The 14,811-nt window shown below is 39.5% G+C and carries 14 protein-coding genes and 1 CRISPR repeat array; of the genes, 2 read left to right on the top strand and 12 right to left on the bottom strand.

Annotation, left to right across the window (positions count from 1 at the left end):
- Positions 1–53 precede the first annotated feature (53 nt).
- Positions 54–3,454: a CRISPR direct-repeat array (repeat unit 30 nt; unit sequence ATTTCAATTCCTCTATGGTGCGATTAAGGG).
- A gap of 205 nt (positions 3,455–3,659) precedes the next feature.
- The 11 genes from cas2 to cas6 all read right to left on the bottom strand — a co-directional run bounded on the left by cas2 (position 3,660) and on the right by cas6 (position 13,580).
- A complete protein-coding gene (gene cas2, locus EL17_RS00125; protein WP_035068417.1) occupies positions 3,660–3,923 on the bottom strand; it encodes a CRISPR-associated endonuclease Cas2 in 264 nt (87 codons plus the stop codon).
- 106 nt (positions 3,924–4,029) lie between these two features.
- The gene (gene cas1b, locus EL17_RS00130) at positions 4,030–5,034 is read right to left on the bottom strand and encodes a type I-B CRISPR-associated endonuclease Cas1b (protein ID WP_035068420.1); all 1,005 of its coding nucleotides are present in this window, start codon (positions 5,032–5,034) and stop codon (positions 4,030–4,032) included.
- A gap of 104 nt (positions 5,035–5,138) precedes the next feature.
- A complete protein-coding gene (locus EL17_RS00135; protein ID WP_051719673.1) occupies positions 5,139–5,507 on the bottom strand; it encodes a four helix bundle protein in 369 nt (122 codons plus the stop codon).
- Positions 5,508–5,652: 145 nt separating this feature from the next.
- Positions 5,653–6,168 carry a CRISPR-associated protein Cas4 gene (cas4, locus tag EL17_RS00140; RefSeq protein ID WP_035068422.1) on the bottom strand — a complete coding sequence of 172 codons (516 nt, stop codon included), beginning with the start codon at positions 6,166–6,168 and terminating at the stop codon, positions 5,653–5,655.
- Positions 6,169–6,171: 3 nt separating this feature from the next.
- Positions 6,172–7,362, bottom strand: coding sequence for an ATP-binding protein (locus tag EL17_RS00145; RefSeq protein ID WP_035068425.1), 1,191 nt, complete (start codon positions 7,360–7,362; stop codon positions 6,172–6,174).
- Between the two features lie 9 nt (positions 7,363–7,371).
- Entirely contained in the window at positions 7,372–7,599 is a 228-nt protein-coding gene (locus tag EL17_RS22985; RefSeq protein WP_084166054.1) for a Dna2/Cas4 domain-containing protein, read from the bottom strand.
- Between the two features lie 118 nt (positions 7,600–7,717).
- Positions 7,718–8,791: a CRISPR-associated protein Cas7/Cst2/DevR, subtype I-B/TNEAP gene (locus EL17_RS00150; protein WP_035068427.1), complete on the bottom strand. Its 1,074-nt coding sequence runs from the start codon at positions 8,789–8,791 to the stop codon at positions 7,718–7,720.
- 55 nt (positions 8,792–8,846) lie between these two features.
- The gene (locus EL17_RS00155; protein WP_035068429.1) at positions 8,847–10,187 is read right to left on the bottom strand and encodes a hypothetical protein; all 1,341 of its coding nucleotides are present in this window, start codon (positions 10,185–10,187) and stop codon (positions 8,847–8,849) included.
- Complete coding sequence (locus EL17_RS00160; RefSeq protein ID WP_035068432.1) at positions 10,184–12,331, bottom strand: CRISPR-associated helicase/endonuclease Cas3; 2,148 nt, start codon at positions 12,329–12,331, stop codon at positions 10,184–10,186. The genes EL17_RS00155 and EL17_RS00160 overlap by 4 nt, the downstream gene beginning before the upstream one ends.
- Positions 12,331–12,915, bottom strand: coding sequence for a hypothetical protein (locus EL17_RS00165; protein ID WP_035068434.1), 585 nt, complete (start codon positions 12,913–12,915; stop codon positions 12,331–12,333). The genes EL17_RS00160 and EL17_RS00165 overlap by 1 nt, the downstream gene beginning before the upstream one ends.
- Positions 12,916–12,923: 8 nt before the next feature.
- Positions 12,924–13,580 carry a CRISPR-associated endoribonuclease Cas6 gene (gene cas6, locus EL17_RS00170; protein ID WP_035068436.1) on the bottom strand — a complete coding sequence of 219 codons (657 nt, stop codon included), beginning with the start codon at positions 13,578–13,580 and terminating at the stop codon, positions 12,924–12,926.
- Between the two features lie 163 nt (positions 13,581–13,743).
- On the opposite strand from cas6, the gene EL17_RS00175 reads away from it, so the two are divergent.
- Together EL17_RS00175 and EL17_RS23355 are read left to right on the top strand one after the other, a co-directional pair.
- Positions 13,744–14,274, top strand: coding sequence for a hypothetical protein (locus EL17_RS00175; RefSeq protein ID WP_035068439.1), 531 nt, complete (start codon positions 13,744–13,746; stop codon positions 14,272–14,274).
- On the top strand, positions 14,240–14,422 hold the full coding sequence (locus tag EL17_RS23355; protein ID WP_164674879.1) for a hypothetical protein: 183 nt from the start codon (positions 14,240–14,242) through the stop codon (positions 14,420–14,422). Before EL17_RS00175 ends, EL17_RS23355 begins: the two co-directional genes overlap by 35 nt.
- Before the next feature lie 28 nt (positions 14,423–14,450).
- Here EL17_RS23355 and EL17_RS00180 read toward each other — a convergent pair.
- Positions 14,451–14,811, bottom strand: a 361-nt coding sequence (locus EL17_RS00180; RefSeq protein WP_035068441.1) for a CRISPR-associated endoribonuclease Cas6, incomplete at its 5' end; no start/stop codon positions are given.

The raw sequence follows: 14,811 nt of genomic DNA on the forward strand, positions 1-14,811 counted from the left end.
TATGGTGCGATTAAGGGCCTCTCTAACGGTGCTGTCTGATAACCTTATTGTTCATTTCAATTCCTCTATGGTGCGATTAAGGGTCAAAGTATAATGATCACATATCTTTTCACAGTTCTATTTCAATTCCTCTATGGTGCGATTAAGGGTCTCTTATTGTAATTGCAATAAGAGAGGTTATTAATATTTCAATTCCTCTATGGTGCGATTAAGGGATACAATTATAACAGATACGTTTTATATGTTTTGCTATTTCAATTCCTCTATGGTGCGATTAAGGGTATGTTTTGCTTGGAATTATTATCATTATGATTGGTATTTCAATTCCTCTATGGTGCGATTAAGGGTATTACCTTTATTTAAATTTAAATATTTACTGAATGAATTTCAATTCCTCTATGGTGCGATTAAGGGGGTACCGTGGTGGTGCTAAGTCCGTTCACATCGATAATTTCAATTCCTCTATGGTGCGATTAAGGGAACTTTAAGGTTTTAGAAAGGGCTCTTAATTCTCAAATTTCAATTCCTCTATGGTGCGATTAAGGGCAGCGAAACACTCGCTCGATCACATTGAAATGCTGTATTTCAATTCCTCTATGGTGCGATTAAGGGAGTTGGATGCTCTGGATGATGCAAATGTGAAAAAGAATTTCAATTCCTCTATGGTGCGATTAAGGGTAACAAACAAACCAAATTTATATATTATTTGTCCTATTTCAATTCCTCTATGGTGCGATTAAGGGGTTGGAATTGTCGGTGGCGTAAGGATTTACAATAAGATTTCAATTCCTCTATGGTGCGATTAAGGGCTTTGCGCTTAAACCAGTTCCAAACTCCCAATATGCATTTCAATTCCTCTATGGTGCGATTAAGGGTGATAATCTTCCTCATAATCCTCATCATAAACTTGAATTTCAATTCCTCTATGGTGCGATTAAGGGGGATGCCCCTACCAGGCATAATAACGCTCCAATTAAATTTCAATTCCTCTATGGTGCGATTAAGGGACCATAGATCCCAAGGCACTGAGGATATACCAGGAGATTTCAATTCCTCTATGGTGCGATTAAGGGTAAATGAAAATATTAACAACAGAAAGACCGACTCCCATTTCAATTCCTCTATGGTGCGATTAAGGGATACTGCCGGATTAAATTATCCGGAAATCAAACATTATTTCAATTCCTCTATGGTGCGATTAAGGGCCTCAATGGTTAAAAGACTGTCCTTTGGTTACAGGAATTTCAATTCCTCTATGGTGCGATTAAGGGAAGCGAACTCACGAAAACCAGCTACACGCAACAATAATTTCAATTCCTCTATGGTGCGATTAAGGGTAAAGGTTTATTCATTGGCAGTGAAACACCAATTTTATTTCAATTCCTCTATGGTGCGATTAAGGGTCTCAGGAAAGAAGACTAGAAAACGTCATATATACAATTTCAATTCCTCTATGGTGCGATTAAGGGCACGGGCAAAGGATATACAGACCTTTCCCCGGATCATATTTCAATTCCTCTATGGTGCGATTAAGGGTCCGTGTCTGCATCGAAGATCAGCACCAGACCTTTGAATTTCAATTCCTCTATGGTGCGATTAAGGGACAGAACTGTATCCGATAAGCATTGTCACCAACGGCGATTTCAATTCCTCTATGGTGCGATTAAGGGTAAGGGACGAAGACCTGGTATTGAACATCATCGTCAAATTTCAATTCCTCTATGGTGCGATTAAGGGCATGGTGCTTTTTTCCTTCTCCAGTTTTTTTAATGCATTTCAATTCCTCTATGGTGCGATTAAGGGAATGGAGGACTACCCTGAAAAAATGTATATATACGAAATTTCAATTCCTCTATGGTGCGATTAAGGGCTTGATGAAATCATCCGTAATCTGGTCAAGTTGCTTTATTTCAATTCCTCTATGGTGCGATTAAGGGCTTTACATGTCTAACTTTAAGCATCCTTAGTTCCTTATTTCAATTCCTCTATGGTGCGATTAAGGGCAAAATAACCAAATTGCTTTTAACAGCCACAGACGAATTTCAATTCCTCTATGGTGCGATTAAGGGATTATCCTTATTATCTATATTGATGGCCACTTTATCATTTCAATTCCTCTATGGTGCGATTAAGGGCTTAAGACATAAGGTCTTTTGGGGATTTTGACAGAGATTTCAATTCCTCTATGGTGCGATTAAGGGAAAGTCACTAAAATTCAATTGAAAAGCCACTTGGTTATTTCAATTCCTCTATGGTGCGATTAAGGGGTTAATACCGAAAGCCAGTCCTAATCCAGCTGCTAAATTTCAATTCCTCTATGGTGCGATTAAGGGGCCATTTGGACTCTTCGCCCAAAGTTTATCTATCAGATTTCAATTCCTCTATGGTGCGATTAAGGGCCGCTACTGCGTAAATCATTAAATAACTACTTTATGATTTCAATTCCTCTATGGTGCGATTAAGGGGGTCAAACCAGTCTTTTTCTATATCTTCCTGGATCATTTCAATTCCTCTATGGTGCGATTAAGGGAGCCAATCTTAAAAAACCTGTAGTGGCCTATGTAGAATTTCAATTCCTCTATGGTGCGATTAAGGGGCTAGATCCTAATGTTGAGGATTTATTCAATGTCAATTTCAATTCCTCTATGGTGCGATTAAGGGGTTGGGTGCTTTTTTCATAAAAATTCATTCTTGATAATTTCAATTCCTCTATGGTGCGATTAAGGGGATCTATCAGTTCCTTCATGAAGACGTATTTGCCTATTTCAATTCCTCTATGGTGCGATTAAGGGTTTTTCTACTTTTCTGCTCGGAACCCAATCTCTAGAATTTCAATTCCTCTATGGTGCGATTAAGGGTCAAAATCCCAGACCTCGCCACACCTCAGGCATTTTTATTTCAATTCCTCTATGGTGCGATTAAGGGGCGACTTGTCAGATTTTGACAACTGTAGGCACTTATATTTCAATTCCTCTATGGTGCGATTAAGGGACACGCAAAGTTTACGCTGATCTATAATGAAAATTATATTTCAATTCCTCTATGGTGCGATTAAGGGATACAGAGGCCAGTTTGGTGCCAACCAGAATTACGGATTTCAATTCCTCTATGGTGCGATTAAGGACAGTTTGGTGCCAGTCAATACGGCTTATCTTATCTATTTCAATTCCTCTATGGTGCGATTAAGGGGCAGTTCCGCAGAACATAAGGTTCACGCATGGGCGTTATTTCAATTCCTCTATGGTGCGATTAAGGGAAGTGAACCAAAGAAAAAAATAGATCCTATTATTAAATTTCAATTCCTCTATGGTGCGATTAAGGGAGGACGTGGACGGGAATGCAGCCGCGAGGGTAGTATATTTCAATTCCTCTATGGTGCGATTAAGGGCCTTATCAATCTAGTGTCGCAACCATCCCCAGGCCGATTTCAATTCCTCTATGGTGCGATTAAGGGCCGCAGGGTTTTTGGGGTATAATCAGCCTCAGTTGATCCCAGTGGCCGTTCAATTTAGTGAAAATTTTCCTTTTTATCGTCGGTCTTTTATAGCCGATTTTTGTCTTAGGTTCGACAACTTTATAAAGTGCTGATATTATGCTGATTATTCGGCATATAAATTCCATTGACCCTGTTTAATCCAAATGTGCGGATGTACCGACAACTATATAAAGGTATCCAGATCGTTTTTTTCCTGGCCGATCACCTCTTTCTCCAGCCATTTTTCCTCCCGGCTTTTAAACACGATCAGACTGTCTTTATATTCTTTCATGATGGCTTTGGCCTTGATCAACAGTTCTTTATACTTTACTTCTGTTATCTCTCCTTCAAACACCGAATTCTGGATCCAATTTAAATACTGCCTGCACAACTTCAGCATTTTTCCCACTCTTTTTTCTCCTATATCATATACCAATATTATATACATAAATTCAATTTATAAAAGATGAGTGATTAATGACAATTGAAAAAACATGAATTATCGGTAAATAGGAACCTGCCGTATCATTTATCTTTTATCATTCATAACCTTTCTACCACCATACTTTAAACGGTTTATACTCCTCCATCCCCAGCAAGTGCTTGCTGAGTTTATAACATTCCAATTTTACTAGGCTTTTATAGCTGACTTGTTTGTTGAGGGTTCGGTGTTTGATCGTCTCATTAAGTCTTTCTTCAAAGGCTTTAATAAAGGCTTTTTTACCCGATTCTTTTAATACTACTTTATTGACGTGAAAATCAAAGTCTTTGGATTGGACTTCTTTTTTGTTCAATACCCTGAAAATGGTCCGGTCTACCAAAATCGGCTTGAATATCTCTGCCAGATCAAGTGCCAACGAGTACCTTCTGTATCCCGGTTCGTGTAGATAGCTGATGGTGGGATTGAGCTGGGTATGGTAAATCTGTCCAAGGCACAAGGTATAGCACATCATATTTCCAAAAGAGATAAGCGTATTGATTTCATTCATAGGGGGCTGCTTGCTCCGTCCCTCCATGGCATGGTCCCTTATAATCTGGTCAAACGCCTGGTAATATACCTGTCTTATATTTCCTTCTATTCCCATCAGGGAAGCAATGTATTTAGTGCCTGAGATCTCCTGGCCCAACAGGTTTATTCTGGTCAACTGGTTTTCCAGATCCTTGCCACGGTTTTGATAATATTTCAGGTTTTTAACGATGTTGAAAGCTGCGCCTTCTACAAATTTCTGGGCGATGACCATCCTCTTGGTAGGGGAGAGGTAGTGCTGGGTCTGGTTGATCTGCATTTTGCCCGCCAGCAGGTATTCCTTGGACTGGAAGCTGCCGGTGTAGTGTTCATAATAATCAAAGAAGTGGACACTGATGCCGTTTTTGCCCCGAAAATTATACATCGCACTGTTGGCATCCAGGGATCCAAAGCAATAAAGATCTGAAATCCCTTCTATGGGCAGGTATTTGGGAACCCCTTCTTTTCCGTCTTCATCTACCGGTAAAAATTTCAATGTATTATCCTTTCGGCTTAGGCGACCTGGATTAAAGAGGTAGTAGGTTTTTTTCATAGATGGATTAAGTGGATGAGATTGAATTAGATTGATAGAATTGATAAGATTGATATTAGAATGGCTAAGATTGAAATAGATTGATAGTTTGAGAATGTGGGGGGTTATGTGGAGAGGTTTTTTCGCATGTTGGCTAAGATTTTTAATAATTCAGTGCTTTCCAGGTGCAAATCTTTGGTGTTTTCATTTTCTAAAATTCCCGATGTAATGAGTAATTCCAACCATATTTCTGTCTCATCTGCTTCCTCAACAACTATAGAAAGTTTACTGAAAAATTCAGCTTTTGATCGTGCCCTCAAAGCGGCCCTATAGTTAGCATACATGGAAGTACCTGATTTGGTAAGTTGATAATTGATAACATTTCCTCTGGTAGATTTCGGGTATTTATCAGAGAGGGCTAAAATACCTAAGGCAAATTTTCTTAATCTGTCTCTCACCTCAATTTTATACAGCACCCAGTTACTATTTTCCATATCCCCTATATTTTTTAAATCCTACTTCAATCTCCCATCAATCTTTTCTTTTCAATCTTCTTCAATCTCCTCGAATCAATCTCGCTCAATCTCAAATCAATCTCCTTCAATCAATCTCCCTCAATCTCGTCCAATCAATCTTTCATCAATCAATCCCACCTTCCCCAGCATAACAAAAATCAAAATAGCTGCACTTTTTACAGATCGGTTTTTTCAATAGGGGAGGGCAGTGCTCCTGATGGATGATACCAGAAGTTTCTGTGAGCCATATTTTGATTTTATCCAGATCATCCTCTTCCCATTCCACGATTTGCCTTTGTTTCATTTTAGGATATTCCAGTATGGCCGAAGCGCCTTCTATTCCGTTTTTATGGAGAATGTATAGGTAATATTTCACCTGGGCGAAATGGGCATGTTCCACCTTGTCAGATTTTTTAACTTCATGGATGACCTTGTTCTTGGCGTCATAAAAGTCAATTTTGATACCTTCCATTTCCAATTCGGTATATTTTCTGGCCCTGTCCAGATAGATGTTTTCTCCGATCAGTTTTCCTTCAGCCACCAACTGGGAATTATGCTCCATCTGTATGCCATTGGCAAAAAGCCAGAGTTTCCTATGGCAGGTGTGGAGGTAGGCGATATGGGTTCCGGTGAGGTTCATGGTTCAGTATATAAATCCAAATAGCCACAGGGGTATTTTATTTTTGTGGCCAATTTCAATACTATCTGCTACGATATAGGCATTTTGTTCTTTGCTAATTTGTTTTTGAGATTTAGACTTTCCGCCGATTTCAAATAGTTGTTTGCCTATCCGAAAATCACCGACAGTTGAATATTCAATAGGATGATGTACGGATAGCTGACTTATAAAAAAGCTTTCCCGAATACTTCCTATATCCGCATCTTGATAGGAAAGGGAATAGGAAATATTGGGATGATACAGGTACAGTTTCTCAGGTTTTTGTAAAAGCCCGATTCCTTTGGTATCCGCATACAGACGTCTAACGATCCGTAGTTCCTCCAGATAGCGCAAAAAGTCAAGCAGACTGTTGCGGGACACTCCGACACGTTCGCTCAGTTTGGTAATATTGGGTTTGAAAGGGACGCTTTCCGCCAATATATAAAGCAATTGCTTGATTTTTTCTATGCTGGCATAGCTTAAGTTATAGGTGGGAGGAAGGTCTGTGCTCATGGCAATAAGTATGGTTTCCATTAACTTCTGCTGGTAGGCATCCTTATTTTCCAGAAAATAGGGGTAATAACCATAACTAAGATAATCTTTAAAATAAGCCAGCGGTTTTATCTTACTGACGATGGACCTTGCCATTTCCACATGATGGGTCAACATATCTTCCAATGTCACTTTTTCAAACTGGCTGATTTCACTGAAGGCCAGAAATTCCCGAAAAGATAAGCCAAATAGTTCGTAGACCACTGCCCTACGGCTTAAGTCCCCCCGAGCCTTTTCGATATGAATCAGAGAGGATCCCGTAAAAACTACCTGTACGTCTGGAAAGTCATCGTATATATTTTTGAGTTCGGATGACCAATTGGCATAGCGGTGCACCTCGTCAATAAGGAGGTGTTTTCCTCCTTCATTTACAAATTCATCCGCCAGACTGTAAAGGGTGTTTTCAGTAAAATATAAATCGTCCAAACTCACATACAACGTCTCGCTGGTTGGCAGTTGTTTGACCAAGATATATTGAAAAAGAAGGGTAGTTTTGCCGGCACCCCGGGCTCCTTTTATTCCTATAAACCGGTTGGACCAATCGATTTCATCCATCAGTGATCGCACCCTACCCAGTTGGGTACGGTCTAGCTTTTGATAGTATTTTTGAACCAGTTTTTCCATTATCGTATTTTATGCACAACAATAATATGTAAAAAATGTTGTTTTGAAAAAACGTTTTGGTGTACATTTTTGGAGAATCTCCAAAATACACACCCGGTTTGTATAATTGGTCTTGGAAATCAACTTTCCCTTCGCCTCAATACCTGCGATGTGCCCCATCTGAATGCCATTGGCAAAAAGCCAAAGTTTACGATGGCAGGTGTGGAGGTAGGCAATATGGGTTCCGGTTAGATTCATTTTAATTTAACAAATTGGAGGAAAGCTATGGATCGTTTATTTGGTGCAGATATAGCAAAATAATTTGATATTCCTCCATCAGCAGGATAGGGTACTGAAGGAGGAATGGGCAAAAGAATTAGACTTTTTTATATTCATAATCATAGGCTACCATTTTATCTACCAAAGCTTTCTCTGCTCTATCCAGCGCATCGGCTGTTTCGCCCTTGGTGTGAATATATCCTCCGGCCTGAAGGGAAATGTAGGTTTCAACGCCATTCAGATTTTCATCGATAATGGGATCTGCTTTACGGGAATCTTCTTCAGATAGTTTTGCACGAATGCTTCCTGCAATCATGTTGGCATTGTCACTGATGGAAACAGCCAATGTATCCATCAAACTAAAAGTCCTGGACTGATTGGACGTGATGCGCCAGTTGAGGATGGCTTTGGCCAATCCTGGAATCCACTGATCCCGGAGTTCCTTTGGAGCTACCAGACAGGGTCCGAAAACGTTTTTCGATTCTATCCAACCTTCTTCTCTTAATTTTGCAACCGTAGATTCTGCCATTTCAGGCTCAAAAGAATTAATACTCACTGAAAAAAGTCTCCTTAGATCTATTGCTATATCAAAAACAAATAATCCTGTAGCTCGGCTATTATTTGGAATCCATTTTCTGCTGAGGCTTCTGTCTTTTCCTTCTAGTAGGGCAACTATTTCTTCTTCGGAAAGCTCATTGTTTTTCTCGTCACGAACGATTACCTTATTATTAGGACGATCACTTCTATCAAATGAAACATTTTCGGAGTCCATACCTGCCAGTAATGGGTGCAATGCTCTCATAGCTGAAATTGATAATGGACTTCTTCTTTTTAATGTTCTCTCTTGTTTGATTGATCCAGTTTTATCCTTCTTTGATGCTTTCATCCATCCACCGAACAATTGATCTGCATAAGTCGGGTCACATGTCGCATATACCTCTCCCTCTTCAAGCTCCTTTTGTTTGTTTACATCAAAGAGAAACGTTGTTGGGGAAGGAACTTGGTTAATAGCGTCACACAAAGCATCAATTAGTGATCTTTTTACCTGTTGCCCACTGGAAAATGGAATCCTCCTATTGAATTGTGTGTCGTAGTAGTACTTCTGCCCGTCTGAAACATTAAATACTGTGTGCTCAGCTCGTTTTAGAGTTCTAATGTATATGGTGTTCATATTATAAAGGTTAAGTTTATATTTTTAAAGTCATTGATAAGAGATATGGTGCTTTTTAGGATTTTTTTTCAATAAAAGCATAATCAAATTTTAGTAACGTTGAGAAATAACCGTATTCCTCGTTGGTCATGAGGTGTACTTCATCTTTTAGGGATTTAATCGCAACCAATTCATCTCCGTCAAGATCCTTTACCATTTTGGTGAGAGCTTCAATAAACCCTCTTTTGGAAGTTGAAGAAAAAAGCTCCTTTTCAATCAGCGTTTTTCTATCCAACTTGGTACCTCCTGCTCTATACTTTAGAATGGTCTTGGCCAACTCTAAGGTATAATCTGTGATTTCTTCTTTGTTTCGTGTTAACATAGCGACTAACCAGGTTTTGTATGCTTGATAATTTATTGTGTCTTCTTCTTTTTTGAAGGTTAAATTCTTCTCTTCAGTCATATATTTTTTCAAACTGTCAGGACGCAAAGCCTTCAATCCTATACTTCCCAATTCGCAGGCCCGTTTGATATGCATCCCGAAGAGACTTTCAAATTGTTTTGGATCCGAATAAACTCCTTCAAAAAGCTGTTTATAAACATCTTTTAGTCTAGATCCTGATTTGAATTGAAAAGGTATAAAGCCTATGGTTTTGTTTGTTTGCCCGAAACCGTAGACATAGCCCATCATTTCATCATTGGGAAATTGGGTTGATAGACTAAAAAACAATTGGCTCCAGGTCACAGTAGATACTTCCGCCAGACTTGTCTCCACTTTGAAGATTTTCTGGTTGGTAAGCTCCGAAAAATCAAAGTCCTCCCGGTATTCCTCAGCATTTAGTGAATAGGTCAGCCACTGTCCATTCCACGTGTTGATCTGATTTCCCCGAAGTTTTTCCAAGGTCGGATCGTTCAAATACTTACGATAAACTTTCCAACCCTCAAAGGTTTGGAGTGTGATGGTCGGATTGTCAAAAAGAATCGTGAAACCTCCTGCTACACCAATCCCCAATCCACTCCCAATCCAAGAAAGGTACACTTCATCTTCATCCGCTGGTATCAGCACATCGCTGACTAAGCCCGAGGTGCTAGCAAATTCAGTGGTATCTGAAGCTGGGAATCCCATAGCTATACTAGCATCCAAAATCCCATTAGTATTTTCCGCTTTCTCTATGAATTTTTCAAACCTATCGATTCGTTTTAATTCAGATTCAAAAGGAATACTTCCTGACAACATTCTCCCCCAACTAATTTTCGGGTTTTCGAAGGGTGAGTTACCACCTGACATTAAATATTTATTATGATTGTAAAACAATTCCCAATATTCCTGCTCAAAAAACTCTTTTGGGGTAAGTGCTTTGGCATATTTAACATTAAATGCTTTTAGGAAAGTCCTGCCTATTACTGCCGTGATCATAGTAGTTGGTTGTTTACGTCAAAGTTGTTTTCCCTTATTTGCTTTACATCCAGGCCACTCTCAAAATCATAGGCCATATCAGGGATGATAAAGGGTTTGTTGCCTTTTTGCGTTTGGTTCATTCCCCGTACCGCAAAATACCTTACCGGTATCTCCAGTTCCAGTCTTCCTTCGAAATCAGCGTTTTCATATTCTTCCAGGTCTCTTTCGCATATGCAAGAAACTGAATCGATATCCAGAAGTCGCATTAGAATAGGATCACGACTGTGGGTTAGTTTAGTAAGAGATAGGGAACCATCAGACTTGAATACAGCATGTTCTTCTATATTCATAAAATCAATCTCTGGAAACACATAGTCAATTTTCCCCTGCAAATCCCGCTCTTTTAACACTTGGCGGTCCTCCAAAACATCATAGGATCTTTGGAGTACTTCCACATCATAGGGCAGGGCATCGTTTTTATTTTCCGGAGGGGCGATTACATAGATGGGTTTGGTTTTTCCTATGGTGTCATCGGTTCTTTTGCGGTTTACCCGACCAAAACGCTGAATCAACGCATCAATAGGGGCGGTCTCTGTTATCATTAGATCAAAACTGATATCCAAACTTACTTCTACGATCTGGGTGGAGACCACAATGCATGCTTCAGTAGAAGTATTGAATTCTCCGAGCGGATTTCCGTCCTCATCCAAGCCGAGTAGTAGCTTTTCTTTAAAATTTCTATCACCTCTTTTGAAGCGGCTATGGAGCAAAAGAATCGGAGTATCCGGATACAATTCTTTTAAATTGAGATAAGCCTCCTGCGCCCTGGCCACCCGGTTATAGACCACCAGTACTTTCTTGTCCTCTTCTATAGCCTGACGGATAAATGGCAAACTCTCTTCAAATGAATTGATTTTGTACAGGGTATGGCGGTCAAAATCATCCAGCTCCTCGGGGGTGAGTTTTTCCTCCAAAATATCATCCCCCAGTTCTTCAAGTATTTTCTGATATAGCTTCGTTGGCATAGTAGCAGTTCCTATATGAATGGCACAATCCAATTGCTTAAGAATCTGAACTAATTTCAGTACGATTGCCTGAGAAACTCCTGTATACGTATGGATTTCATCCAAAATAATGTCACACCCTTTTAAGTCAAGCAACATGGCCTCGTAACCCTTCATCCCGAAGGCAATTGCAGCCAATTGATGCGGGGTCAGAATCTTAATCGCCGAACCAAAAAGCGGCTGTAAAACACTCTCCTCTTCCTTGTCATTTTGTCGGACTACCATCGAGGCCGAATGCAAAACCCGTATATCCAAGTCTGAATTGTACGGTTTCAAATCCTTGGACACCCGCTTAAACATGGCATTGATAGAAGCCTGAAAGGGAAGTGTATAAAAAACCCGTCCTTTTGTTCTTTTGAATAGATAGTCTGTTTTGCCAGCTCCCGTACTGACCACAACAAGGGTGTGTTTCTTTGGTGAAGCGGTTTCTTTATATGAAAGCGGGTAAAGGGGATGCGTACGGTTAAAAAAAGTAAGATTGGGTACCCGGAAAGCCCTTTCCAAATTTTTCTCAGTACTATTGATCAGAGCTGAAGCAAAGTGATCTGCACCCATCAGCAATCCTCTCCATTCGGAATACCCACGGGTTTTCGTTTGTTTTTTACAATGGGATATGGCAAAAGACAGGTTTTGACGGGCGGTTTCTTCGCCAAAGGGGATACATTGTACCCCAAGATCCATCAGCAGTTTAAAAGCATCAGGCGACCATTGATCCCATTTGCCGATATGGTAATCGATGTACTCATACCCGTTTTCCAAATCCAACAATCCCTTGTCTCCTGCATCGTTTTTGGCTGACTTGTGGTGGGCAATGACCATATCCAATAGCGCAGGATAGTCCTGTTCGGAAAATACGGATAAGAAAAGTAAAGAACTTATTTCATGTCGGAATACCTTGCTGTTTCGCCCATTTGTTCTTACTCTTTTTTGAAATTCAGGATGGGCTTTTCCTATATCGTGCAGAATAGCGCCATTGAAAGCCACAGATTCCTCCATATGCAAATATTTCCCAAATGCCTTTGCCGCGTAGGAGACATGCAAAAGATGGTCTTTTAACGACGTAAATTCAGGGGCGGACTTTGCTAGTAGAATTTCCATTAGAAGGAGGAGACAGGTTGGCCAACGACTTTAATCCAGCCATACATAGGCTCATTACTTACTCTATGATAGCCTACTAAAAATGATTTTTCATTTTTTTCAAACACCAATTCAAAGCCCGGAAACAATTCTTCATCTTCCCCAAACTGCTCTTTACTTGTCTCAATAATTTCACCCGGATACATCATATCTTCATTCCTACAAAGACACACATGCTGTTTCGCTGCGATGGACGCATCTTCCGCTGACACAAAAGCCAGATGAAGTACCGGGTTTTGCAAAACGCCACGGATCAAAATCGCCTTTGGCCGGTCAAAAAGAAACTCTTTTCCTTTTCTCGTAGAATTCCATCCTCGGGTTTGAATGACCTCCTGTTGTCCTGACACCTGATCGTAGGCCAATCTATGGCCTGCTATTTTCTGAATACCCGGGATGCCCAATAGCTCCGGAAACAATTTCTTCTCTATTCCTTCTATGATAGAAGGGGTCAAAAACTGCTGACTGAATGTTTCACTATCTCTTACAGCCGTCCAGGGTTTTATAAAACCAAAAGGACCTGAATATTTTACTACATAATAGTTCATATTTGACTTTATTTTAATGCCCCAAACCCAATACCTGTAGAATTACCTATACCTACATTCCATGCAAACTGTATCTGCTCCTGACTTCCTTCTATAATGATAGGGCACATACTGGCTTTGCAGTCTATACCGTTAAATGAAATAATTTTTGTTTTTGGATTTCGGTAGGTTCTGTCAAAATAAACATTGACTCCATCAAGGTTCAGTTCTGCCTTTTTTAATTTGGTTTGAAGGGTCTGTGTCATCAGCATACCACTTTCTTCATCAGAAAAAAGAAAATACTGCTGTCTATCTCCCGATTTTCTTTTTATAAAAATAGGACTGTTAAGATAAAATTTTTGAATAGGATCGAAAGTAGGTTCTTCGGTAATAGTAATTTCCTTTACTGTCATTCCAAAACTTATTTCCGGATCTTGTTGAATCCCGCTTATCAAAGATTTTAAAAGCATTGGGTCATAAGTGCTGATAAACCATTCAGCGCCGTACTTGAAGTCGAAACCTTCTTTTATGATTTTTCCACCCATTAACCACGAAAGTGAGTATAAAGAAATGTCGTCATGGATTTGATTTTCGCCAATCCATTTATGAAAAGTACCAACCAAATGTCTTTGGTAGTTAAAAGGGACTTTAGACTTATTAGGGGTTAATTTTAAAATTACTCTCATAATAATACCATTAGAACTGTAATTTAAGAATTTTTCTTTTACCTTTGGTAAGAAATCTTGTGGAATTGAAATTTAGAACTGTATTTTAGACTTAATCATACCTATATAGATTTCCCCGGGTGTATTCCCGGGTTGTTTTTTTTAAATGAATAATATCTAACATATGGAAAAGCACTACCCCCTCCCTAGGGATGAAGTAAAGTCCGTTCGGGAAGCGATTCAGAAAATCAGGTATGAAAACATTGAACATCTTTATGTTTTTAAAAACGGGAAGCAGTTTCGAAGATACATAGGTGAAGAATCCTACGTAAATCTGCCTTTGGAATATCTTTTTGAATTGAAAGATACGGATGTGGTTCATAACCATCCTACGGGTAATACTTTCTCTATTGATGATGTGTATTCTGCCGTTAATTATAATCTTAAAGGATTGATTGTGGTAACTACACAATTTATTTATAGCATTAAAAGACCAGAAACAGGTTGGGATATAAATTTTGAAGATGAATTTATACAATATATCATGAACTCGTGTGAAAAGAATGCCCGTGAAATGGTTGAAAAACATGTTACGCAGTTCCAGATAATACATGAAGAAAAAGAAATACTTTTTCTCCACTTTTTGTGGGTATTCTTTTTTAATATGTTTAATATTGAATATGCGAAGAAAGAACACCCAAAATATAGCATTTGATGATAGAAATCTTCCCGTCAACCCTATGTCAAAGGAAAGAATGGAAGATTTGGAAATGCATTTAGCTCCATTTGTAAAAGAAATAAAGCAAAAGCTAAAAGAAGAAAACGATCTTAAAATCAAACATGCTTCTGGCCAAAAATCCTGAGCGGCTTTTTTTTTTATATTTTTCATTTTTATAAAAACGGTTCGTTTTTCACCCCCACACATCCAAACCCCTGACTCCCCAGATGCCCAAACCCTGCATAGTAACCTATCTCCTGTAGCTCCACCGGAGCAGTCAGTGCAAACTCATACATATAGCCGATCATATGGGTTTCCTTCTCTGTCAGCTGTTTGATCTTTACGCCGTTTTGGTAGATCTTTCCTCGTGGGACCAGGTTTATTTCAGGCATTTCTTCCCGGAAACCATTGCCACTCACGCTGGCATAGGCTACTGATTTGGAGAGTAGGTTCTGTAGCAAAAGGCCTTCGTAGCCTGCATCCGCGGGCTTTAGGTAGTTTTCTCCGCCATCTCCACGCTTCTGGCGGATGAAC

The organism is Anditalea andensis, from assembly GCF_000714815.1.
Classification (GTDB): Bacteria; Bacteroidota; Bacteroidia; order Cytophagales; family Cyclobacteriaceae; genus Anditalea; species Anditalea andensis.